The sequence below is a fragment of the Kribbella sp. NPDC023855 genome (genome assembly GCF_040639475.1).
GTDB lineage: Bacteria > Actinomycetota > Actinomycetes > Propionibacteriales > Kribbellaceae > Kribbella.
Genome location: NZ_JBFAAA010000003.1, coordinates 523,604 through 546,965 on the forward strand (window position 1 = coordinate 523,604; position 23,362 = coordinate 546,965).

Here is a 23,362-nt window from a genome sequence, read left to right on the forward strand (position 1 = left end):
AATCGTGGTCGATGATGGGAGGACGGGAGGTGGTGATGCGCTTCGAGGTGCTGGGGCCGGTACGGGTGGTTCGGGACGGGCAGGTGGTCGGGCCGATCTCGGAACTGCGGCGCAAACTGCTCGCGGTCTTGCTGGTGCGTGCGGGTCGTCCGGTGCCCACGGAGGTCCTGGCTGAGGCGCTGTGGGGTGCTTCGGCGCCGCAACGACCGGGCAACAGCATGCAGGTCCACGTGCATCGGCTGCGGCAGGTCCTCGACAGCCCTGATCGACTGATCAGCATCTCCGGCGGCTACCAGCTGTGCGTCCAGCCCGATGAGGTTGATGCCGAGGTGTTCGACCGGTTGCACGACGAGGGGCGCCGTACGGCGGAGTCGGGTGATCTCGACGGGGCTGTTGCGCTGCTTCGGGAGGCCCTGGAGTTGTGGCGAGGTGCGGCGTACGCCGACATCGACGAGACCGAGGTGGTTGCGCCGGCGGCTCAGCGGTTGGCGGAGACGCGGCTGACGGCGTACGAGGAATTGTTCGAAGCTGAGCTCGCTCGCGGGCGAGCGCGTGAGATCGTGCCTGAGCTGACCGAGCTCGTCGCCGAGTACCCGTTGCGGGAGCGGCTCATCGGTCAGCAGATGCTGGCCCTGTACCGATCCGGCCGACGCACCCGAGCCGAAGTCGCCTACCGATCAGCACGGCAACGACTGGCCCGCGAGTTGCGAGCCGAACCAGGACGCGAACTCCGGGAACTGGGCGAAGCGATCCAGCGCGAAGACGCGGTGCTCGATCATGTCGCAGGAGCAGCTGAGCAGCCGCAGCCACCCCGGACGCCGTCCGTGCGACCAAGCCAGTTGCCGCCGCCACCCGGTGCGTTCTTCGGGCGGGAAGACGAGCTCGACGAACTCGACGGGGCGACCGATGGCCTCGTGCTGCTGACCGGGATGGCCGGGATCGGCAAGACCGGCTTGGCGTTGCAGTACGCGCATCAGGTCGCCGACCGGTACGGCGACGGCCAGCTCTACATCGACCTGTGCGGCCACGCATCCGGCCCGGCCCTCGACCCGTTGACCGCGCTCGGACAGCTGCTTCGCGGCCTTGGCGCCGACACCAACCGGGCCTGGGAGTCAGTCGCCGACGCCACCGCGGAGTACCGGTCCGTCCTGAACGGACGCAAACTCCTGGTCCTGCTGGACAACGCCGCCTCGGCCGAACAGGTCAGACCGTTGCTACCGGCAACATCAGGCTGCCTCACGGTCGTCACCAGCCGGAACAAACTCTCCGGCCTGATCGCCCGCGAAGGAGCCCACCGGATCGGTGTCGGCGAACTCCCCTCGGAAACCGCCCGCGACCTGCTCAGCCGCCTCGTCGGCGGCGGCCGGCTCGCCGCCGAGCCCGACCAGGCAACCGCCCTGGTCAAAGCCTGCGCCGGCCTCCCGCTGGCGCTGCGGATCGCCGCCGCCCAGCTGGCCGACGAACCCCACCGAACCCTCGCCGACTACCTGACCGAGCTCGAGGAACACGGTTCGACCGCACTGGCCTTGCACGACGACGAACACTCGGCCGTCAGCGCCGCCTTCGACCTTTCCTACCAACGTCTCGACTCGGCAACCCGCCAACTGTTCCGCCGCCTCGGCCTCGTGCCCGGCCTCGACTTCACCGTCGACGCCGTCGCCGCCCTCAGCGGTACGACGCCCGCCGTGGCTCGGGATGCTGTGCGCAGACTGACCACGGCGCATCTGCTCGACGAGCACTCGCGCGGCCGGTATCGCTTCCACGACCTGCTCCGGGACGACGCACGCCGTCGGGCCGAAACCGAGGACTCCGAGCAGGCGCGCAGCGACGTACTGGAACGCCTGTTCGCCTGGTACTACCAGGGCAAGACGGCCGCCGTCGCCCTGCGTGCGTCGATGCGCCGCCAACCGCCTTCTCCCCGGCTCCCCGCCGGGACGCCCCAGATCAGCTTCTCCGATCTCCGGGAGGCGATGGTCTGGGTACGGGCCGAGTTTCCGAACATCGTGGCCGCGGTCAAAGTCGCCGGAGAGCGGGACGAACATTCCCACTGGACCTGGCGGCTGGCGATCGGCCTGATGCTCCCGATGGCCGAGGTCGGCTACATCACGGACGTCAGCGCGATGGCGAACCGCGGAACCGCGGCGGCCAGGGCAGCCGGCGACCGGCACGCGCTCGCGAACCTGCTGGCGGAGACGGCAGCGGCCAGGCATCGAGTCGACCTGGCCACGGACGGAAGCGTCCTCGCCGAGGCGCTCCAACATGCCGAACAGCTCGGCGACCAGGCGCTGCTCACCTACTGCATCAACGTCGCCGCGGTCATCGCCATGGCCGCCGGAGACCTCGAGGTCGCCGAGCAGCACCTGACCCGAGCCGTCGACCTCGCCCGGGCCAACGGCGACCAGAACGGACAGGCCAGCCCGCTGAGCAACCTCGGCGGGATCGCCTACCAGCGCGGCGAACTCCTCAGGTACGAGCAGAACGCCGAGGAACTGCTCGGACTGGCCGGTGAGAACAACGACCGGATGGTCGTGCTCGCAGTGCCCGAGCTGATCCGGGCCCGCACGATGCTCGGCCGGCTGGACGGCCTCGAAGAGCTGATCACCCGCGTCGATGACGCGTTCACCCGATTCGAAAGCCGGGTCAAGGCGCATCTCCTGCACCTGTACCGGGCGATCTGGTACCGCGACACCGGACGCCTCGCCGAGGCCTTCGAACAAGCGTCAGCGGCCAGCCGGTCCGCGCACCAACTGGACCAGGCCCAGGCCCAGAGCGACGCGTACTACCAGCTGGGCATGTGTCACCTCGCGGTCGGTGATCTCGCCGCCGCCCGCACCAACTTCACGTCGGCCGTCGAGTGGGCCGACGATCTGCAGAGCACGACGGATCCGTCGATGTGCCACACCCCGGCCGTGCGTGGACTGGCCGAGACAGAACTCGCGGCGGGCCGCCTTCCGGTCGCGCACGCCCATGCGATCAAGGCGGTCGAACTGGCCCGGACCTCACCCTGGAACCCGGTTCAGCGAGCCGGGGCGCTCGTCACGCTCGGGCGGGTCGAACTGGCCTTGGGACGTCCGCACGACGCAGTCGGTCACGGTGAGGAAGCCATGACGATCCACCGGAAGACCGGCCACTTCCTTGGGCGCGCGCGGGCGCATCGGCTGCTGGGCGAGGCCGGCTCGGACCGCGAACATCTCCGGGAGGCGCTGCGGATGTTCGAGGCGTACGGATCGCCTGAGGCTGCTCCGGTACGGGAGGTTCTGGATGCGCTTTGAGGTGCTGGGACCGGTACGAGTAGTCCGTGACGGGCAGGTGGTCGGGCCGATCTCGGAACTGCGGCGCAAACTGCTCGCGGTCTTGCTGGTCCGTGCGGGTCGGCCGGTGCCGACCGAAGTGCTGGCTGAGGCCCTGTGGGGTGCTTCGGCGCCACAACGGCCGGCCAACAGCATGCAGGTCCACGTGCATCGGTTGCGGCAGGTCCTCGACAGCCCTGATCGATTGATCCGCGTTTCTGGTGGCTACCAGCTGTGCGTTCAGTCGGACGAGGTTGATGCCGAGGTGTTCGACCGGTTGCACGATGAGGGCCGTCGTACGGCGGATCTCGACGGGGCTGTGGCGCTGTTTCGCGAGGCTCTCGGCTTGTGGCGTGGCGCGGCGTACGCCGATGTGGATGAGACCGAAGTGGTTGCGCCGGCGGCTCAACGGCTGGCGGAGACGCGGCTGACGGCGTACGAGGAGTTGTTTGAAGCCGAGCTGGCTAGCGGGCGGGCCCGGGACATCGTGCCTGAGCTGAGCGAACTCGTCGCGGAGTATCCCCTGCGGGAGCGGCTGATTGGTCAGCAGATGCTGGCGCTCTATCGATCGGGGCGGCGGACGCGGGCGGAGGTCGCCTACCGCGCGGCTCGTCAACGTTTGGCTCGCGAGCTACGAGCTGAACCAGGCAAAGAGCTTCGGGAGCTGGGCGAGGCGATTCAGCGCGAGGATCCGAAGCTCGACCTGGTCGCTGTGCCGATGGCACTCCCGCCGGCAGCAACGCAAGGCTCGGGGGCGCGGGCGGTCTCTGTGCGGCCGGGGCAGTTGCCGCCGCCGCCAGGTGCGTTCTTCGGGCGAGAGGACGAGCTGGAGGAGCTCGACGGTGGAGATGGGCTGGTGTTGCTCACCGGGATGGCCGGGATCGGCAAGACCGGACTTGCTCTGCAACATGCGCATCAGGTCGCTGATCGGTTCGGCGATGGGCAGCTCTACATCGATCTGTGTGGGCACTCGTCCGGTCCGACGCTCGACCCGCTGGCTGCGCTCGGGCAGCTGCTGCGCGGGCTCGGCGTAGACACCAAGCAGGCTTGGGAGTCCGTGGCGGATGCGACGGCGGAGTACCGGTCGGTCTTGCACGGGCGCAAGCTGTTGGTGCTGCTCGACAACGCCGCCTCCGCCGACCAGGTCCGTCCGTTGCTTCCGGCAACATCCGGCTGCCTGACCATCGTCACCAGCCGCAACAAACTCTCCGGCCTGATGGCCCGCGAAGGCGCTCATCGGATCGGCGTCGGCGAACTGCCGGCCGATGCGGCCCGCGACCTGCTCACCCGCCTGTTCGGCGATGACCGCCTGGCCGCCGAACCCGCCGAGGCAACCGCGCTGATCAAAGCCTGCGCCGGCCTCCCCCTCGCGTTGCGAATCGCCGCCGCCCAACTGGCCGACGAACCACATCGCACCCTCGCCGACTATCTGACCGAACTCGAAGAACGCGGCTCAACCGCCCTGACACTGCAGGACGACGAGCACTCAGCCGTCACCGCCGCCTTCGACCTGTCCTACCAACGCCTCGATCCCGAAACCCGCCAACTCTTCCGCCGCCTCGGTCTGGTCCCCGGCCTCGACTTCACCGTCGACGCGATCGCCGCGATGAGCGGTACGACGCCGTTCGCCGCCCGCAAGGCGGTGCGCAAACTCACCAGCGCACACCTACTCCACGAACACGCTCCCGGCCGCTACCGCTTTCACGACCTGCTTCGGGACGACGCACGTCGCCGAGCCGAAGCCGAAGACTCCACGGAGACCCGCGAGGGCGCGCTCGAGCGCCTCTACGCCTGGTACCACCAAGGCAAGCTCGCGGCGCTCTCCCTGGTTGCCTCGACCCGGCGCCATCCGCCGGCCCCGACCTTGCCCGACGCCCTCCCAGCGATCACGTTCGACGACCCACAGGTGGCGTTGGCCTGGGTGCGATCCGAGTTTCCCAACCTCGCGGCCGCTGTCAAAGCGGCCGCGGGCAGTCGGAGGCACGCGCCGTGGACGTGGCACCTCACCGCCGGGATGCTGAACCGGATGGCGGACCAGGGGTACATCGTCGACCTCCACACGATGACGGAGAGCGGGACAGCGGCCGCCAGAGTCGCGGGTGATCAGCATGCACTAGCGAACCTGCTCGCCGAGCGCACCGCGATGCGGCACCGGTTCGATCTTCCCGTGGATCAGGAGCTCCTGGCGGAAGCGCTACGGCACGCCGAGCTGGTGGATCACCGTCCCCTGCTCGCCTACTGCCTCAACGTCGCCGCGATCGTGCACCAGGGCCGAGGCGACCTCGAGGACGCCGAGCAGTACCTCGCCCGCATCCTCGACCTCCCGGACAACGACGACGCGACCAGCAGGACGGCCTTGGCCAACCTCGGGCTGATCGCGACCCTGCGCGGCGACCTCGACGGGGCTGCGCGGCGCTACGAGCAGATCCTCGGCCTCGCCGGCACTGACGGCCACCGGGCCATTGCGCTCGGGCTGCCCGAACTGATCGGGCTGCGGACGATGCTCGGTCACCTCGACGGCATCGACGAGCTGATCGAACGAGCCGATGATGCGGTCACTCGCTACGGCGACCAGCTCAATGCGCACAAGTTCCGCATCTATCGCACCACCTTGTACCGCGACACGGCACGCCGAGACGAAGCATTCGATCAGGCGTCGGAGGCCGTCAGTTGTGCCCAGGACATAGGTCAGCCATGGATCCGCAGCGATGCTCACTACCACCTCGGCCTCAGCCGTCTCGCCCGCGGAGAGATCGAGGCGGCCCGCGACGAGTTCGAGCGGGCCACCGAGTTCGCCGATCTGGGGCGCGTGCTGCAGCAAAGGATTCCGGCAGTGCGTGGACTGGCCGAGGCGGCACTGGCCGCAGGTGAGTTGGCGGACGCGGAAGCCCATGCCACCACGGCGGTCGAGCTGGCCAGGAACTGGCGGTGGGGTCCCGTCCAACGTGCTGAGGCCCTTGTCACGGTCGGGCGGGTCGAGCTGGCTCTGGGCCGGGCGGAGAAGGCGATTGGTTGTGGCGAGGAAGCTCTGGCGATCCAGCAGCGGACCGGGCACTTCCTCGGGCTCGCGCGAGCGCTGCGGCTGTTGGGTGAGACCGGCTCGAGCCGCGAGCAACTCCGCGAAGCGCTGAATATGTTTGAGGCTTACGGGTCGCCCGAAGCCGTGGAGGTACGGCAGTTGCTGGGCATGTGACCAGCTTCTGAAAATCCGCTTTCTGCCTGCTTTCCGGTCGCTTTCTGATTGCCCGAGGCCTCTACCGGCCGCCCCCGCGCGCCGGTTCACTTCCCTCTGTGTCCTCCACCCAACCGCCCCCACCACCCGGCCCCTACGGACCACCACCAGGTCAGTACGGGCCGCCTCCCGGCGTGTATGGACCGCCGCCCGCGCAGTACGGGCCTCCTGGTGCGTACGGGTCGCCGCCCACGCCGTACTGGCCGCCGCAGCCTGGCGCTGGGCATCGGAAGCCGAAGAAGAAGCTGGTTGCGGTTGTGCTGGTGCTGGTGGTCGCGCTGGTCGGCGTCGCCGGCGGCGGGGTGTACTACTTCCGGAACGAGCTCGGACTGTTCGGTGATTCGAGGCTCGATGTCGATCGTGAGCTCCAGTACGTGCTGCAGGAGCGGTTCGCGCCGAACTACCTGCCGCGGGAAGGCAGTGATCGGCTGACTGCGCGGTGGTGGACCGGCAAGTATCTGGTTCGCTCCATGCCGAACGAGTTGGTCGGCTATGACCTCACCACCGGCAGGACGGCGTACCGGCTGCAGGTGCCGGACAACCACTACTGCAAGGCGTCGAGGCAACCGTCCGGCAAGGGGTACGTCGCGGTACTGCAAGGGACGCGACGGGACGGTTGCCGTCGGGTCACCGTCGTCGACCTCGCCAACGGCAAGGTGGTGTGGTCGAAGGAGCTTGCTCCGGCCGGAGATCCGCGGTTCAGGCCGGGCGTGCTGGACTTCCCGCAGTACGACCATCATCCGGCGATTCTCGGTGACCGCCTCTACGTCCCCACCGCCAAGGGCGGCCACATCCTCAACTTGGGCAGCGGTGCGGTGATCCATCATCCGGATCCGAAGGCCGGTTGTTTCACCACCCACTTCGACGCGATCGGGACCACTGGCCTGGCGTATCGCAACTGCTCGCCGTCGGGCGACAAGGGCCGTCAGCTGCTGGGTTTCAATGCCGCCGGCAAGACCTTGTGGCAGTTCAAGCTGCCGGTACAGGGCAAGCGGCAGACCTTCCTGATGGGCGTGCTCTCGGTGGATCCCCTGCTCGTCCGCGTCCTCGACGGCGCTGCCCAGAAGGAGATCTGGCGGGTCGACCCACGGACCGGACGGCACCAGGTTGTCGTCAACCTGAAGAGCCGGACCGGGCTGGATCCCTGCGAGCTGGCCGGCGGCGCGGGGCTGCACGACTGTTCGCGGCACGTCGTCTCCGCGGGCACGCTGTTCCTCCCGCAGAGCCACGGCATCGCGGCGTACGACGTTGGCTCCGGCAACGAACTGTGGCGGTCGGAGTGGGACGCCGAGCACAAGGTCACCGAGCCGATCGGACTGGATCCGCAAGGGCATCCACTCGTCTACCTGCTGCCGACCAAGGACGACCCAGGTGCCCTCGTGCGGGTCGATCGGGCGACCGGTGCGATGACCGCGACCGCGACGTTGCCTGAAGCAAACAAATCGCTGACCCGGCCCGGCGGCAGCGGGCTCACCCAGTATCCGGAGCCCGGCGGCATCGACTGGCACGACGGTCACCTCGCCTTCTTCCGGACCCAGGCCGGCTCGAGAGATGCCGGTTACGCAGCCACGATCGTCCTCGCCCAGCGGGGATGAGCACACCCTCACGCTGTTCCGTCCACGAGTTGTTCCGCCCATCGAACCAGGAGTTGTGATGACCGCGAACCTGTCCCGCCGCAAGTTGCTGATCGCCGGGTCGGCCGGTGCCGCCGGCCTGATCCTGCCCGGCCGCGCGCTGGCCGCCGAAATGCCCGAGATGGCGCCGCTGACGATGATCTCGCGGAACTACCTGGGCACGACCGGCTGCGGCCTGTACTACGAGCCGACCGAGAAAGTGAGCAGTTTCAGCTTCAACTCGACCTTCTACAACCAGTTGAACGAGTGGCGGAAGTACATGGACACCAACGCGCCGTCCGGGTGGGGCTGGCCGGCCCGGATCTACTCCTACGGTGCCTACACCGACAAGCCAGGCATGCACGGTGAGGGCCGGGCGTTCGACATCGGCAAGATCGTCTACCTCAACGCCAGCGGCGTCCCGAAGATCATCAGCATGCGGTACGACCTGTGGAAGAACTCCGGCGACGCGGCGACGTACCAGCGGAGGTACTGGGCTACGGCGGCCGGCTACATGCGCTGGTTCCGGCACGTCCTCACCTACAAGGACAACACCCAGCACCACAACCACATGCATGTCGACAACCAGGTGTACGGCGGGGGCGCCGCGGCGTTCAACACGGGCTCCTCCTCGCAGATCTACATCGTCCAGGGCGCCTGCCGCTACGTCTGGGGCCTCGGCACCGGGGTCGACGGCAGTTGGGGTCCCGAGACCCAGGGCGATTCCACCGCCGTACTGCGCCGGATCGGCCGGCCGAGCGGCTCCATCACCAGCGCGGCCAACTTCACGGCCTTCTGTACCGCGTCCCTCCGCAAGGGACTCGGCACCCAGGCCTACTGAGTCGCGTCTGCCGTGAGCCCGCACGTGGGGAGGGGCTCACGGCAGACTGCGGTGTGAGAGCGCTCTAGTTCCGGAACCGGCAGGGTCTTGACCCGGCGCTCGGGAGGGCTGAGAGTCGGGCCGACGCGAGCGTGAGGCTCGCGCCCGAACTCGAGGAGTCGCCCATGCCCAGGTGGCCTGGATCCCGCCCGTCCAGATTCCCAGCGCCCAATTTCCGCGCGCCCAGCCGGCGTACGACTCTCATCACGGTCGCCGCCCTGGTGACCGGCCTCCTGCCGCTCGGGGCGGCCGCGCAGGCGGCCGCCGACGAGCCGGCGCCGATCATGCTGGCCGCGTTCGAGGGGGCGGAGGCGTTCGCCTCGCCGCCGAACCCCGGCATCTTCGGCTGGGGCAGTGACGCCGACGATCCGCCCACGATGGAGTTCCAGGCGCGCGCCGACGCACCGGCCGGCGAGAAGGTGCTGCACGGCAGCTACAACATCAGCGGCTGGGGCGGGTTCAGTCACGACGTCACGTTCGACCAGAACCCGGGCAACTGGTCGACGCACAAGGGCATCCGGTTCTGGTGGTACGGGCAGAACACCGCGCCGTTGCCGCCCGGCTCCGGCAAGCGGATCTTCTTCGAGATCAAGGACGGCGGCGCGAACGCCGAAGCCTCCGAACTGTGGAACACGAGTTTCACCGACGACTGGCAGGGCTGGCACCTGGTCGAGATCCCGTTCAGCGAGCTCGTCTATCGCGGCGACTACCAGCCGGTCGGTGGCATCGACCAGATCCTCAACCTGACCCAGATGTGGGGCTACGCGTTCACCATGCCGGGTGGGGCTCCTGGTGAGTTCGCCATCGACCAGGTCGAGGTCTTCGGCAAGGCCGACCCGGCCCTGAAGGCGAGCGTCGTCACGGACGCCGGTGTCTACCCGGTCAAGGAGGGCAACACCGCGCAGGTGAAGCTCACGGTCGCCACCACCGGCAGCACGCCGCTGGAGGAGCCGGTCACCATCGAGTACCGCACAGGTGCCGGAACCGCCGGTTCGAGCGACTACCAACCGGTCTCCGGCACCTTCACCTTTCCAGCCGGTACTGCGTCCGGTGCGTCCCAGGTCGTCCAGGTCGTCACCTTGAAGGACAAGACCGCCGAGGTCGCGGAGACCATTCCGCTGGAACTCACCGTGACCGGCGCGAAGGCACCGACCGTCACACCGCAGGTGGTCATCAACGCGCACGACCTCCCGTACCTGAACAGCAAGCTCCCGGTGAACCTCCGGGTGAAGGACCTGCTGGCCCGGATGACGCTGGCCGAGAAGGCCGGCCAGATGACCCAGGCCGAGCGGAACGCGCTGCGGTCGAAGAGCGACATCGCGACGTACGCGCTCGGATCGCTGCTGTCCGGTGGCGGTTCGGTGCCGACGCCGAACACCCCGGCCGGCTGGGCCGCGATGATCGACAGCTTCCAGCTGAACGCGCAGGCGACCCGGTTGCAGGTGCCGCTGATCTACGGCGTCGACGCGGTGCACGGTCACAACAACGTGGTCGGCGCGACGATCCTGCCGCACAACATCGGCATGGGCGCCACCCACGACCCGGAGCTCTCGAAGAAGGCCGGCGAGGTGACAGCGACCGAGGTCCGTGCCACCGGCGTTCCGTGGGACTTCGCGCCGTGCGTCTGCGTGGTCCGTGACGACCGTTGGGGCCGCGCGTACGAGGGCTTCTCCGAGGATCCCGCGCTGGTGAAGTTGATGGCCAGTGTCGTCACCGGCATGCAGGGCAAGGCCGACGGCAGCCAGCTCGCCCAGAACAACCACGTGCTCGCCAGCGCCAAGCACTACGTCGGCGACGGCGGTACGACGTACGGGTCGTCGACGACCGGCAGCTACAAGATCGACCAGGGCGTCACCGAGGTCACTCAGCAGCAGCTCGAGGACATCCATCTCGCGCCGTTCAAGACAGCGGTCGACCTCGGCGTCGGCACCGTGATGCCGTCGTACTCGAGCGTCGACATCATCGGTGACGACCAGGGCCCGCTGAAGATGCACGGCAATGCCGCGTTGATCAACGGCGTGCTCAAACAGAAGATGGGCTTCAAGGGTTTCGTGATCAGCGACTGGCAGGCGATCGACCAGTTGCCCGGCGACTACCCGAGTGACATCCGGACCTCGATCAACGCCGGGCTCGACATGATCATGGTGCCGACCAACTACCAGGGCTTCACCCAGGGGCTGACCGACGAGGTCACCGCGGGTCGCGTCCCGCAGGCTCGGGTGGACGACGCGGTCAGCCGGATCCTGACCGAGAAGTTCAAGCTCGGCTTGTTCGAGCGCCCGTACGCCGATCCGAGCAAGCTGACCAGTGTCGGTTCGGCGGCCCACCGGGCGATCGGCCGGGAGGCCGCGGCCAAGTCGCAGGTGCTGCTGAAGAACGACGGCAACCTGTTGCCGTTGGCACCGACCGCGAAGGTCTACGTTGCCGGCAGCAACGCCAACGACCTCGGCAACCAGATGGGCGGCTGGAGCATCACCTGGCAAGGTGCCTCTGGCAACACCACCACCGGTACGACGATCCTCGACGGGATCAAGCAGGTCGCACCGACGACGACGTTCAGCCAGGACGCCTCCGCTCCGCTGGAGGGACATGACGTAGGTGTCGTCGTGGTCGGCGAGAAGCCGTACGCCGAGGGCATCGGCGACGTCGGCAACAACGGTCACACACTGGCTCTGAACGCCGCCGACAAGGCCGCGGTGGACAAGGTGTGCGCGGCGATGAAGTGTGTCGTCCTGGTCGTCTCCGGGCGTCCGCCGGTGATCGCCGACCAACTCGGCAAGATCAACGCACTGGTCGCGTCCTGGCTGCCCGGCACCGAGGGGGCCGGCGTCGCGGACGTCTTGTTCGGCAAGAAGCCTTTCACCGGTCGGCTCCCGGTGACCTGGGCGAAGTCGGTCGAGCAGCAGCCGATCAACGTCGGCGACGCGGCGTACGACCCGCAGTACCCGTTCGGCTGGGGTCTGACCAGTCAGGCGGCGGCTCGCAAGCAGTTGCTCGATGCAAAGAACTCGCTGGTTCGCAAGGGTGCGCTCGATCCGAATGTGCTTGCCTCGATCATCTACCTCGACCTGGTGCTCCGGGTGAAGGACTGGTCGGGGCCGCAGGCAACATCTGCGCTGACAGCGCTGAGCCAGGCGGGTAAGTACCTGCAGCGTTCGAAGGTGGACTCGTTCGGCGACGGCGACGCTGTTGTCGCCGCGGCCCGCTGGATCGCCCAGGACCAGATCGGCCAGAACCTCGACGAGGCGACGTCGAAGCTCACCGCCGATGCGGAGCACCTGGCTCTCAGCGGTGAGCTCGGTGCCGCGATCGCCAAGCTGACCGCGGCGTACAAACTCAAGTAGCAAAGCCCGAGGGCCGGCGAGTTGCACCTCGCCGGCCCTCTGGCAGATCAGACCGTGACGAGCTCTCGCTCATCGGCAACAACAGGCTGCTGGGCGGACAGCTTGTTCGGCCACCAGGCCTTGCGTCCCAGCAGGACCATGATCGACGGCAGGATCACGATGCGGACCAGGGTGGCGTCGATCAGGACTGCGACCGCCAGGCCGACACCCATCTGCTTCATCTCGATCATCCCGAGCGAAGCGAAGACCGCGAACACCGACACCATCACGGCGGCCGCGCTGGTCACCACTCCGGCCGACTCGACTACGCCCTTGCGGACCGCCTCCTGCGCCGAGAGCCCCGCTTGGACGCCTTCGCGGATCCGGCTGAGGACGAACACGTGGTAGTCCATCGACAACCCGACCAGGATGACGAACAGGAAGACCGGGATCCACGACACCACGAAGCCCGGTGAGGTGAAGTCCAGCAGCCCTTCGGCCCAGGTGTGCTGGAAGACCAGCGCCAGTACGCCGAAGCAGGCTCCCACGGAGGCCAGGTTCAGCAGCGTCGTGACGAGTGCGATCGCCAGGCTGCGGAATGTGAAGGCCATCATCAGCAGCGTCAGGATGAGCACGAAGGCGATGACGTAAGGCAACTGGTCCCGCTGGTGCTGCCCGTAGTCAACCGACTGCGCCGTCTCGCCACCGACCGCCCAGGTCGTCCCGTTCAACGCCTGCGGAACCAGGTCATTCCTCAGGCGTTCCAGCGCCGCCCTGGCATTCTCACTCGTGTCTGGCCGCACCGACACAACAGTCAGTACTGCGGTCCCGCCCGCCTCCCGGATCTCGCTGCCCGGAGTCACCACGAACTCCTTGCTGTCCACCGCGGCCTGCCGCAGCTTGGTCAGCCCGGCGACCGCGCCGTCGCCCTTCGCGACCACGTCGTACGCCATGCCCTGGGAGGGGAAGTTCTGCTGCAGTGCGTTCATCGTGCGAACCTCGGGAATGCTCTGCGGCAACGTGCTCAACCCGCCCGGCTCCGTCTTCATCCCGAGCGCCGGTACGACGAGCGCCACCACCACGACGGCCGAGCCGACCAGCGCGACCTTCGGGAAGCGCAGTACGGGGGCCAGGATGCGGCGGCTGATGCCACCCGGGCCGATCCGCCGGTTGAGCCGCCACAACAGCGGTACCCGCGGACGGTCGACGCGGTGACCCAGCTTGGCGAGCAGGGCCGGCAGCACGGTGAGCGAACCGAGCACCGCCACCGCGACCACCACGATCGTCGCTGTCGCCATCGACGAGAAAACCGGGTCCTTCGCGATGTACAGCCCTGCCATCGACACGATCACGGCAAGGCCGGAGACAACCACCGAGTGTCCCGAGGTGGCCGCGGCGATCTCGACAGCGTCCACCGTGCCATGCCCGCGTCGCCGTTCCTCGCGCTCACGCTTCAGGTAGAACAGCGAGTAGTCCACGCCGACGGCCATACCGATCAGCAATACTACGTTCGCGACCGATCCGCCGTCGGGGAACAGGTACGACAGCGGCGCGTAGAAGCCGAGTGCAGCGCCGACCGCGGAGAACGCCAGCAGGACTGGAATTCCGGCTGCGATCAGCGCACCGAAGGCGAGCAGCATCAACGCGAAGGTCAGCGGCAGGCTGATCTTCTCGGCCCGGGCCAGGTCGGAGCCGACCTGCTTCCAGATCCCCGCGTTCATCGAGGCACTACCAGCCTGCTCGATCGTCAGCGACGGGTTGGCCTGCTGCACCTCTTTGGTTGCCGCCTGCAACTTGTCGACGTTGTCGGCGGCGTCGTCGACGTTGCCCTTCAACGACACCGGCAGCAGCGCGGCCTTGCCGTTGGCCGCCCAGATCGGCTGACCGACCTCGGCGACGGCATCGATCGCTTTCATCTTCTGCTGCAGCTGGGTGAACGCCGCGGTGGCGGCGGCCTTGTCCAGCGGGCCGTCAGGGTCGGTCAGCAGGACCGTCTCGGACGGCTTGTTCTCGAGACCGGCCTCACGGATCAGCTCGGAGGCGGTGCCGGACTGGCCGATCCAGGTGTCCTCTGCCTTGGTCTGTTGTTTCGGAACCGCGATCATCAAGCCGACCGCGACAACGACGAGCATCAGCCAGAGGCCGATCGCCCGTCCTGGATGGGTTGCACTCCAGCGCGCGACGCGCACCGTCACCGATCCCCTGTTCATCCTGTTACCTCTCGCCGTCCCCGCACGGGCGCCCTGCCCGGTCGAGTTCGAGCCTGACGCCAGCAGCGAAAGATCTCAGGAGTGTCAGCCCCCGGACGACAGGGGTGCTAGGTCTACCCCCGCCGGCACTCACCCTGCGGGCGGGCTTCCGACTCCACCCGAACTCACCTTGCGGGCGGACTCTCGACCCCACCCGTACTCACCTTGCGGGCGGGCGTTTCGCCCCCACCCGAACCACTGGGCGCGTGCAGCGCCGAGCAGACAACCCGAGTGGCGCTGCGCATCGCACCACTCTGATGTCGTGTCACGCCCCAAGGTGTTGACCCCGCATGTCACGCGGCTGGAGCTCGCAGCTCGCGCGTCCGCCGCCGCTCGGCACCATCCCGATTCCCCTCACCGAGATGCCGCGCGCGAGCCATCGCCGACCGGGGTTGCGCCCTACCCACCTAGCCGCTGACCTATCGCAAAGCACCAACCGCACAACCATGCCACCCCGTCCACCAACAGGAGTCGCCGCAACAGAGGGCCGGCACCCGTCAGCGTCCGGGCACCGCCGAGGTGGCGCCCAGCGCCACGAGGCCGACGGGCGCGAGAGCCGCAGCACCGCTACGAACTCAACCCGCAGAACGACCCCAAGCAGCCCCACCCATCAACGACCAACACCCGTCAGCATCCGGGCACAGCCGAGGTGGCGCCCAGCGCCACGAGACCGACGACCGGCGCAGGAGCTGCAGCACACCTACGACACCCGCCCGCGCAGAACAACCCCAAGCAGCCCCACCCATCAACAGCCAGCACCCGTCAGCATCCGGACACCGCCGAGGTGGCGCCCAGCGCCACGAGGCCGACGGGCGCGAGAGCCGCAGCACCGCTACGAACTCAACCCGCAGAACAACCCCAAGCAGCCCCCACCCATCAACAGCCATCACCCGTCAGCATCCGGGCACCGCCGAGGTGGCGCCCAGCGCCACGAGGCCCACGACCGGCGCGGAAGCCACGGCAACCGGACCACCAGCAGGAGTCGCCGTAACGGAGGGCCGGCACCCGTCAGCATCCAGGCACCGCCGGGTGGCGCCCGGCGCCACGGGGCGGTGGGTGGTGGGGTTAGCTGGCGAGGGCTCGGGCGCGGAGGCGGCGGAGCATGCGGGCGTCTTCGAAGCCGACGGCGCGGGCCGCCGCCTCGACGGTCGCGCCGTGACCGATCAGGTGCTCGGCCCGCTCCAGCCGGAGCAGTTGCTGGTACCGCAAAGGCGTCAGCCCTGTTGCCTGGGTGAAGATGCGGGTCAGCGTCCGTTCGCTGACGCCCACACTGGCAGCGAGCTCAGCCAGCCGCAGCGGTTCGGCGTACCGGCTGTCGATGACGTCCTGGACGCGGTGGGCGAGGTCGCTGAGGTGGCCACGATGGCGGAGCATCACGCTGTCCTGCAGTTCGTCGCCGTTGCGGCGCGCGTAGACGACCATCTCGCGCGCCACCCGCGCGGCCGCCTCGGCACCCCGGGCGGTGGCGACCAGGTGGAGTGCCAGGTCGATCCCGCTGGCGATTCCGGCCGAGGTGATCACGCGGTCGTCGACGACGTACAGGACGTCGCGGACGATGTTCGCCTTCGGGTAGCGCGCGGCGAGCTCATCGGTGAGGTCGTGGTGAGTGGTGTAGCGGCGGCCGTCCAGCAGGCCGGCCGCGCCGAGCGCGTCAGCACCCGAACACACGCTGGCGACCGAACCGCCGCCCGCATGATGAGCCCGCAGCCGCTGCTTGGTCGCCGCGGTGATCTGCGGCGTCGGCGTCAGCCGCGGCGACCGCCAGCCCGGTACGACGATGAGGTCGGCCGGCCCGAGCTCCGGCCACTCCAGCCGCGCCCGGACCGGCACGCCCTGCGCGGTCAGGATCTCCGGGCTCTCCGCGACGTACGTCAACTCGTAGCCGTACCCGAGGTCGTTCGCGGTCGAGAACACCTGGGCCGGACCGGCAAGGTCCAGCAGGTGCAGTTTCGGCAGCAGGAAGAAGACGACTCGGATCGGCATGATCCGGTCAGGATGCCATGACCGCGGGCGCCACCTCGTCCAGTGTCCGGATGGTGGCGAACCGGCCGGCCAACGCGTACTCCGTGCGCTCGGTGATCGTCTCCGGCGACAACGTGCGCGGATCGGCCAGTACTTCGGCCAGCGTCGCGTCGGCGGGCATCGTCCAGTGCGGCAGCGGAGTCGTCGCGGTGGCCTCGGTGACGAACACGACGTCGTACCCGAGATCCGATGCGACGCGGGCGGTCGTCTCGCAGCACTGCTCGGTCCGGATGCCGCTGATCACGAGCTCGCGGACGCCGTGCTGGGTGAGCAACTGCTGCAGATTGGTGGTGGTGAAAGCGTTGTGCGCGGTCTTCGTCAGTACCGGTTCGCCGTCGGCCGGCTCGAGTCCCTCGATGAAGCGGACGTGTCCGTTGGCCGGGTCGAACGCACCGCCGGTACCGGGTTCGGAGTGCAGCACCCAGACGACCAGGTCACCGTTCGCACGGGCGCCATGGACGAGCTGGTTCACCCGGTCGGCGATGTCGGGGTGGTTCACAGCACTCCAGTTCTCCCGAGTGCGGAAAGATTCCTGAACGTCGATCACAAGCAAAGCAGTCTGAGTCATGCGTCCATCGTCGGCGCTCCGGTAGCTAGCCGGTAAGGCCCCATCCAGGCCCACACCGGACCGATCCGGTCACAGATACATCTCCCCACCCGTACCCGTGTCGCGGGCCGGCGCGTTGCACCCACCCGAACCTCTGCGCGCTGAGCGCACACCGGCACAGAACCCGCAACGGTCGACTGCGCACCCACTCGTCCGCCGCCCACATCGACCCGAGACGCGGTCGGGCGGTCGGGCGGTCGGGCGGTCGGGCGGTCGGGCGGTCGGGCGGTCGGGCGGTCGCAACATAGCGGCCAGTGCCACGTGACACGAGCCAGCTACTCATGCGCCTTGCCTCACCGGAGGTTCGGGTGGGCAAGACGCGCCGGCTCGGAACGCGAGTACGGGTGGGTGCGATACACCGAGCCGTTGTTCGCAGGACGATTCCAGCTGGCGGCTGCTGGTGCGAGGGGCGGCGGTGGGGCGGATAGGGTCGGGGTTATGGGTTTACAGGTGGGGATCCGCAAGGATGGGTTCGGTAGTACTCCTGACGGCGTGCCGGTGGACGTTTACACGTTTACCAATGGACGGGTCACCATCTCGATGTTGACCTGGGGTGCGACCATTCAGCGGATCGAGACGCCCGACCGGAACGGTCGGACCGAGAACATCAGTCTCGGGTTCGGCAACCTGCCCGACTACGCGGCACACAGCCCGTACTTCGGTGCCACCATCGGCCGGTTCGGGAACCGGATCGCCAAGGGGCAGTTCACGCTGGACGGGCAGAGCTACCAGGTGCCGGTGAACGACGGCGACAACGCTCTGCACGGTGGACCGGCCGGCTTCGACAAGGTCGTTTGGAGTGCTGAGCCCGTCGAGACCTCGTCGACCGTGGGAGTGGTTTTCAGGTATGTCAGCCCGGATGGCGAGATGGGGTTTCCGGGTGAGTTGACCAGCACGGTCACCTACACGCTGGACCTGCAGGACAGCCTGCGGATCGACTACCACGCGACCGTGACCGGCAAGCCGACCGTGGTCAACCTGACGAACCACACCTACTTCAATCTCGCCGGTGAGGGCTCGGGGTCGGTCGAAGGTCATGTGCTGGAGCTGAATGCCGCGCAGTACACGCCGGTCGATGCCGGGCTCATCCCGACCGGCGAACTCGCACCGGTCGCCGGTACGCCGTTCGACTTCAGCACGCCGACGCCGATCGGCGCGCGGATCCGGGACGCGCATCCCCAGCTCCTGTTCGGCAGCGGCTACGACCACAACTTCGTCCTGGGCGAGCCCGGCGACGACGGCCTGCGCTTCGCCGCCCGGTTCTGGGAGCCGGAGAACGGCCGCCAACTCACCGTCCACACCACCGAACCCGGCGCCCAGTTCTACAGCGGCAACTTCCTCGACGGCACCTTCGCGGGCATCGGGACCAAGACCTACCGCCAAGGCGATGCCTTCGCCTTCGAAACCCAGCACTTCCCCGACTCCCCCAACCAGCCGGCCTTCCCCAGCACCACCCTGAACCCCGGCGAGACCTACACCTCCACTACCACCTACACGTTCAGCACCCAGTAGTTGGTTGCCTACAGCAAGGACCGTCTCCACACGGTGCCTTGGCGATCCCGGCCGGTCCATTGCTCCAGCGCTACGACCTCGGTCGCGGCGCCGTCCAGTTCGCGTTCCAGGAGCCAGTAGGCGAGGTCGATGCCGGCCAGCCAGCCGCTTCCGCAGGTGACCAGGTCGCCGTCGTCGACGATCCGGGCGTCGATGACCTCGGCCCACTCCGCCAGGCGCCCATAGTCGGCTCGATGGGTGGTGGCCGGCCGGCCGTTGATCAGCCCTGCCGCCCCCAGGAGTAAAGACCCCGAGTCGATGCCGGCGAGGATCAGTTGGTCACCGCCGGCAGCCTTCGCCTCGGCCAATTGTCTGGGGATGACGCCACGTTCGATCTCCTCCAGGATCCACCCGCCGGACACCGCCAGCACCCGCGCCGACGAAGGATCCCACCGCTCCAGGTCCGCGAACTTCGTCCCATAGCAACCCGTCACCTCGCGAGCCCCGTCCGCCGTCACCAGCCGCGGTTCGACCTCCAGCCCTCGGCTCCGGGCGTTCGCAAACACCGCATAAGTCGCCAAGGCATCGACCTCGGCCACGCCCTCGAACATCAACACATCGATCCGCATGACCACCGAGCCTGCCCTCGTCGGCGGAATCATCAGAGTGGCTTGAAGGACCATCCTGGTTAGATTCAAGCCATGCGCATCGTTGCCGTGCTCGCCATCGAGGGAGCCGTCGGACTCGAGTTGGCCGGGGCCTGTCAGGTGTTCGCGGCCGCCCATGACCCCATCACCAACGAGCCGCTGTACGACGTACGGGTGTGCGGTAGTTCAGCCGGTACTACGATCCGCGCGCATCGGCTGGAGATCCTCCGTGCGCAAGCGCCGTACGGGTTCGACGACGCGTTGGAGGCTGACACCCTGATCGTGCCGGCGTCGTACGAGGCGTCGGGTGAGGTGGTCGAGCTGGTTCGGGAAGCGCATCGGCGGGGTGTGCGGATTGCTTCGGTGTGCACCGGGGCGTTCACGTTGGCGGCGGCCGGGTTGCTCGACGGGCGTCCGGCCGCGACGCACTGGGCGCACGCGGAGGAGTTGACGCGCCGCTATCCGCTGGTCGAGGTCGCCACCGACGTGCTGTACCTCGACGACGGCGACTTGCTGACGTCCGCCGGAGTGACCGCGGGTCTCGATCTCTGTCTGCATCTGGTCCGGCGGGACTACGGATCCGCAGTCGCCGCCAACGTCGCACGGCGACTCGTGATGGCGCCGCATCGCGACGGCGGCCAAGCGCAGTTCCTGACCGCACCTGCGATCGCCGGCGACGGTTCGCTGGAGCCCGTGATGCGGTGGATGCAGGACCACCTGACCGAACCGCTGACGCTCGCCTCGATCGCCGCACAGGCCTCGATGAGCACCCGCACCCTGAGCCGCCAGTTCCGCGCGCAGACCGGCAGCACGCCGCTCCAATGGCTGATCCGCCTGCGGGTCAACCGCGCCCAGGAACTCCTGGAGACCACCGACCTCACCATCGACCAGATCGCGACGGCCAGCGGCTTCGGCAGTCCGCTCCTTCTCCGCCAGCACTTCACCAAGGCGCTGGCCACGACGCCCACGGCGTACCGGAGAACCTTCTCGACCCGCTGAGCGAACGAGCGAAGGGTTACCTAACCCGCATAGGGTCGGGGTATGACGGAGCCGGTGCTTGACATCCCGTTCGACGACGCGTTCCAGTTCGATCCCTCGCCGACGTTCGCCGAGTTGCGGGAGCAGCGGCCGGTCGCGCGCGTGCGGACGCTGGCCGGGGCCGAGGTCTGGTTGGTGACCCGGTACGACGACGTGCGGCTGGTGCTCGCCGATCCACGGTTCTCGCGGGCCGCGGTGGTGAAGCAAGGTGCGCCGCGAGTCGCACTGGCCAAGCCGATGCCGAACAGCCTCACCACGACCGACCCGCCCGAGCACACCCGGCTGCGCAAGCTGGTGTCGTCGACATTCGCGCACCGCAGGATCGAGCGGACCCGGCCCTGGGTCGCGGACTTGTCGGCGCAGCTGGCCGAGGACGTCGCCAAAGCCGGTGACGGCGCGGACATCCGCGAGCTCGTCGCACTGCCGTTGCCGATCCAGGTGATCTGCCAACTGCTCGGTGTCCCGTACGCCGATCGCGAGCAGTTCCGCGAGTGGACCGAACTCGGCTACAGCATGCGGATGGCGGAGAAGGATCGCGTCGAGCAGGCGATGACCGACCTGACGGCGTACATCGACGCACTCGTCACCCGCAAGCTCGCCGACAGCGCCAAGCCGGCCGAGGACCTGCTGGACGAACTGGTCCGGGCTCGGGAGGAAGGCGACCGGCTCAGTCACGAGGAGCTGATCTCGTTCGGCGTCAACCTGCTGGTCGCCGGACACGAGACGTCGGCGAACCAGATCTCCAGCTGTGTCGCGACGCTGCTGCGCTGGCCGGAGAACTGGGCCCGGCTGGTCGAGAACCACGAGCTGGTGCCGTCGGCGGTCGAGGAACTGTTGCGCTTCAACCGCTTCAGCGAGGTGGGTCAGTTGCGGGTGGCGCTCGAGGACGTCGAGCTGCACGGCGTACAGATCAAGGCGGGTGAAGGGGTGATGGCCGCGCTGAACTCCGCGAACCGTGATCCGCGCCAGTTCGAGAACCCGGACGAGTTGCAGCTCGACCGCCAGGACAACAAGCAACTGTCGTTCGGCTTCGGACCACACTTCTGTCTCGGCGCGCAGCTCGCGCGGATCGAGCTGCAGGAGTCGCTGCTGGCACTGCTGCGGCGCTTCCCGAAGATGAGCCTCGCCAAACCCGCTGAGGAACTCAAGTGGCGCCGCGTGCTGGTCAGCGGCCTGGCCGAGCTTCCGGTCAACCTGGGCTGACACGGCGGGCAACCTGGGCTGACACGGCGAAGGGCGGCCACCGGCGTACCGGTGACCGCCCTTGGTCGGTGAATCAGTTCTGCGCGTTGGCGACCAGGGTGAGGTTGCTGGTGCCGTGCTCCTTGTCGTACTCCGCGAGCAGCCGCTCGGCGTCCGCCTCGGACGAGGCGATCGCGGAGGCGAGGGTCGCCGCGGTGCGCGGACGGTCCTCGGGCCAGTCGGACAGCAACGCCCAGGCGCGCATCCGCTTCTTGTCCAGATCGCTCCCGCTGCCGTTCGACGCCTTCGGCCGCGGGGCCGGACGCGACGACGCCGACGCGGCCCGCGCGGTGAACTCGCGAGCGACAACGGCCGGCTCCTCGACCTTGACGGCAGGCTTGACCGGCTCGGCGATGACGGGCTCGGTGATCACGGGCTCCGGGGTGGCAACGACCGGCTCCTCGACCGCCGGTACCGGCGCGACGGACTGCGGCACGGTGTTGCGCACGACCGTCTTCTTCTTCGCAGCGGAGGCCGTGCTGGTCGTGCCGGTCGGCTTGGTGGCGGCAGGTTTCGGCGTCGTGCGCTTCGGCTTGACCACGTGCTGGTCGACGGCCGGCGGCTTCTCGTCGGCCGCGTGCTGGACGAACGGCGACTCCGGACGCGGCTTGGCCACCACTGGCTGCTGAGCAGCGGCCGCCTGGGCTGCGGCCTCGGCAGCAGCGGCCTCCTCGACAACCTCGGCGTCGTGCGCTTCGTCCGTACTACGGTCGTAGGGCAGGTAGTCGACCGCCATCAACTCACCGGTCATCGCCTCGCCCCACTGCTCGTCGTCGCGCAGCGGCACGCCACCCGAGGGCCGGCCCTGCTGGGCAGGCAGCTGCTGGACGGGGATGTGCTGCACCGGCGGCGGAGTCGTGCCCTCGACCACCCAGACCGCGGCGCGCAGATCGGCGTGCTCCTCCTTGGCCGGCTCCGGGTCCGGCGGCGGGGAGATCGCCAGCGTCAGCTTGTTGGTGATCACCTCGTAGTTGATCCGGTCCTCGAGCATCCCGGCCAGCCGGTCCGCGTCGTACGTCGTCTCGGCGATCTTCGCCAGCCGCTCGTCCTGGTGCTCGGAACGGATGTACTCGGCAACGGTTCCGGCGATCGCGTCGCGGCGCGCGTTGTTGCGCAGCTGCACCCGGGCGGCCCGGATGCTCTCGTACAGGCCGAGGCCGTGCTCGAGGGCGATCGACCGCGCCAGCCAGGTGACCTTGGGCTCGCGCACCCACTGGACCACGCCGTACACGGGTCCGGTGGTGGCCATCTGGCCGGCCTTGCGCAGCGCGTCGCGGCGGCGCGCCGAGCTGTGGATCAGCCAGAGCACGTAGGCGAACGCGGACAGGCCGCCGAAGCCGAAGGCCAGGAAGCGCTCCTCCGGCCGCCAGTGGCCGACCACGTTGAAGACGAGCGCGACGATCGCGGCGAACAGCGACATGGCCCGGTAGGCGTAGGCCTGCTCACCCTTGCGACGGCGCAGGTCGGCCAGGGCAGCGGTGGCCACACCACCGAGCTCGATCACGGCCACGGCCGGCGTGACGAGCGCGATCTTGAGGGCCGTCGAGAACCCCTCATCCGGCCAGGGGATGTGGGTGACGCCGGCCCAGACCTGACCGACGAGGGCTGCGGTGGCAGCGGTGGCGTAGAAAGCGTAGGCGACTTTGTCAGCACCCGTGAGGGGTACGTTGGCGAGCTCGCCAGTACTGGTGCTGGTGGTGTTCTCCTGCAAGACGTGGTCTCCTGACC

At 68.4% G+C, this 23,362-nt stretch carries 13 protein-coding genes; 8 read left to right on the plus strand and 5 right to left on the minus strand.

All coding sequences use genetic code 11. The features are described 5' to 3' along the window. Nucleotides 1-35: 35 nt before the first annotated feature. The 5 genes from AB0F51_RS13365 (at nt 36) to AB0F51_RS13385 (ending at nt 12,359) form a co-directional block, all read left to right on the plus strand. Nucleotides 36-3,272: a BTAD domain-containing putative transcriptional regulator gene (locus tag AB0F51_RS13365; RefSeq protein WP_360278686.1), complete on the plus strand. Its 3,237-nt coding sequence runs from the start codon at nt 36-38 to the stop codon at nt 3,270-3,272. Beyond that, nucleotides 3,262-6,483: a BTAD domain-containing putative transcriptional regulator gene (locus tag AB0F51_RS13370; protein ID WP_360278689.1), complete on the plus strand. Its 3,222-nt coding sequence runs from the start codon at nt 3,262-3,264 to the stop codon at nt 6,481-6,483. The genes AB0F51_RS13365 and AB0F51_RS13370 overlap by 11 nt, the downstream gene beginning before the upstream one ends. Before the next feature lie 173 nt (nt 6,484-6,656). Then, a complete protein-coding gene (locus tag AB0F51_RS13375; RefSeq protein WP_360278692.1) occupies nt 6,657-8,117 on the plus strand; it encodes a PQQ-binding-like beta-propeller repeat protein in 1,461 nt (486 codons plus the stop codon). A gap of 58 nt (nt 8,118-8,175) precedes the next feature. Beyond that, on the plus strand, nt 8,176-8,976 hold the full coding sequence (locus AB0F51_RS13380) for a hypothetical protein (RefSeq protein WP_360278695.1): 801 nt from the start codon (nt 8,176-8,178) through the stop codon (nt 8,974-8,976). 164 nt (nt 8,977-9,140) lie between these two features. Continuing rightward, the gene (locus tag AB0F51_RS13385) at nt 9,141-12,359 is read left to right on the plus strand and encodes a glycoside hydrolase family 3 N-terminal domain-containing protein (RefSeq protein WP_360278697.1); all 3,219 of its coding nucleotides are present in this window, start codon (nt 9,141-9,143) and stop codon (nt 12,357-12,359) included. A gap of 47 nt (nt 12,360-12,406) precedes the next feature. Here the strand turns inward: AB0F51_RS13385 and AB0F51_RS13390 are convergent, their stop codons facing one another. The 3 genes from AB0F51_RS13390 to AB0F51_RS13400 form a co-directional block, all read right to left on the minus strand. After that, nucleotides 12,407-14,548, minus strand: a complete 2,142-nt coding sequence (locus AB0F51_RS13390; protein WP_360278700.1) for an MMPL family transporter — start codon at nt 14,546-14,548, stop codon at nt 12,407-12,409. Between the two features lie 1,104 nt (nt 14,549-15,652). Then, a complete protein-coding gene (locus tag AB0F51_RS13395) occupies nt 15,653-16,570 on the minus strand; it encodes a DJ-1/PfpI family protein (protein ID WP_360278703.1) in 918 nt (305 codons plus the stop codon). Between the two features lie 7 nt (nt 16,571-16,577). Then, on the minus strand, nt 16,578-17,177 hold the full coding sequence (locus tag AB0F51_RS13400) for a cysteine hydrolase family protein (RefSeq protein WP_360278705.1): 600 nt from the start codon (nt 17,175-17,177) through the stop codon (nt 16,578-16,580). A gap of 477 nt (nt 17,178-17,654) precedes the next feature. Here AB0F51_RS13400 and AB0F51_RS13405 point away from each other — a divergent pair, with 477 nt between their 5' ends. Next, nucleotides 17,655-18,728, plus strand: a complete 1,074-nt coding sequence (locus AB0F51_RS13405; RefSeq protein ID WP_360278708.1) for an aldose epimerase family protein — start codon at nt 17,655-17,657, stop codon at nt 18,726-18,728. Between the two features lie 8 nt (nt 18,729-18,736). Here the strand turns inward: AB0F51_RS13405 and AB0F51_RS13410 are convergent, their stop codons facing one another. Further along, nucleotides 18,737-19,336, minus strand: a complete 600-nt coding sequence (locus AB0F51_RS13410) for a DJ-1/PfpI family protein (protein ID WP_360278711.1) — start codon at nt 19,334-19,336, stop codon at nt 18,737-18,739. A gap of 72 nt (nt 19,337-19,408) precedes the next feature. On the opposite strand from AB0F51_RS13410, the gene AB0F51_RS13415 reads away from it, so the two are divergent. Further along, complete coding sequence (locus tag AB0F51_RS13415; protein WP_360278714.1) at nt 19,409-20,353, plus strand: helix-turn-helix domain-containing protein; 945 nt, start codon at nt 19,409-19,411, stop codon at nt 20,351-20,353. Between the two features lie 42 nt (nt 20,354-20,395). After that, nucleotides 20,396-21,595 carry a cytochrome P450 gene (locus AB0F51_RS13420; protein ID WP_360278716.1) on the plus strand — a complete coding sequence of 400 codons (1,200 nt, stop codon included), beginning with the start codon at nt 20,396-20,398 and terminating at the stop codon, nt 21,593-21,595. 73 nt (nt 21,596-21,668) lie between these two features. Here the strand turns inward: AB0F51_RS13420 and AB0F51_RS13425 are convergent, their stop codons facing one another. Further along, nucleotides 21,669-23,345, minus strand: a complete 1,677-nt coding sequence (locus AB0F51_RS13425; RefSeq protein WP_360278719.1) for a hypothetical protein — start codon at nt 23,343-23,345, stop codon at nt 21,669-21,671. Nucleotides 23,346-23,362: the final 17 nt, after the last annotated feature.

What these genes read in the sequence shown, in the direction of transcription:
- AB0F51_RS13365 (WP_360278686.1), top strand. Translation starts at nt 36, where the DNA reads ATGCGCTTCGAGGTGCTGGGGCCGGTACGGGTGGTTCGGGACGGGCAG.
- AB0F51_RS13370 (WP_360278689.1), top strand. Translation starts at nt 3,262, where the DNA reads ATGCGCTTTGAGGTGCTGGGACCGGTACGAGTAGTCCGTGACGGGCAG.
- AB0F51_RS13380 (WP_360278695.1), top strand. Translation starts at nt 8,176, where the DNA reads ATGACCGCGAACCTGTCCCGCCGCAAGTTGCTGATCGCCGGGTCGGCC.
- AB0F51_RS13385 (WP_360278697.1), top strand. Translation starts at nt 9,141, where the DNA reads ATGCCCAGGTGGCCTGGATCCCGCCCGTCCAGATTCCCAGCGCCCAAT.
- AB0F51_RS13390 (WP_360278700.1), bottom strand. Translation starts at nt 14,548, where the DNA reads ATGAACAGGGGATCGGTGACGGTGCGCGTCGCGCGCTGGAGTGCAACC.
- AB0F51_RS13395 (WP_360278703.1), bottom strand. Translation starts at nt 16,570, where the DNA reads ATGCCGATCCGAGTCGTCTTCTTCCTGCTGCCGAAACTGCACCTGCTG.
- AB0F51_RS13400 (WP_360278705.1), bottom strand. Translation starts at nt 17,177, where the DNA reads ATGACTCAGACTGCTTTGCTTGTGATCGACGTTCAGGAATCTTTCCGC.
- AB0F51_RS13405 (WP_360278708.1), top strand. Translation starts at nt 17,655, where the DNA reads ATGGGTTTACAGGTGGGGATCCGCAAGGATGGGTTCGGTAGTACTCCT.
- AB0F51_RS13410 (WP_360278711.1), bottom strand. Translation starts at nt 19,336, where the DNA reads ATGCGGATCGATGTGTTGATGTTCGAGGGCGTGGCCGAGGTCGATGCC.
- AB0F51_RS13415 (WP_360278714.1), top strand. Translation starts at nt 19,409, where the DNA reads ATGCGCATCGTTGCCGTGCTCGCCATCGAGGGAGCCGTCGGACTCGAG.
- AB0F51_RS13420 (WP_360278716.1), top strand. Translation starts at nt 20,396, where the DNA reads ATGACGGAGCCGGTGCTTGACATCCCGTTCGACGACGCGTTCCAGTTC.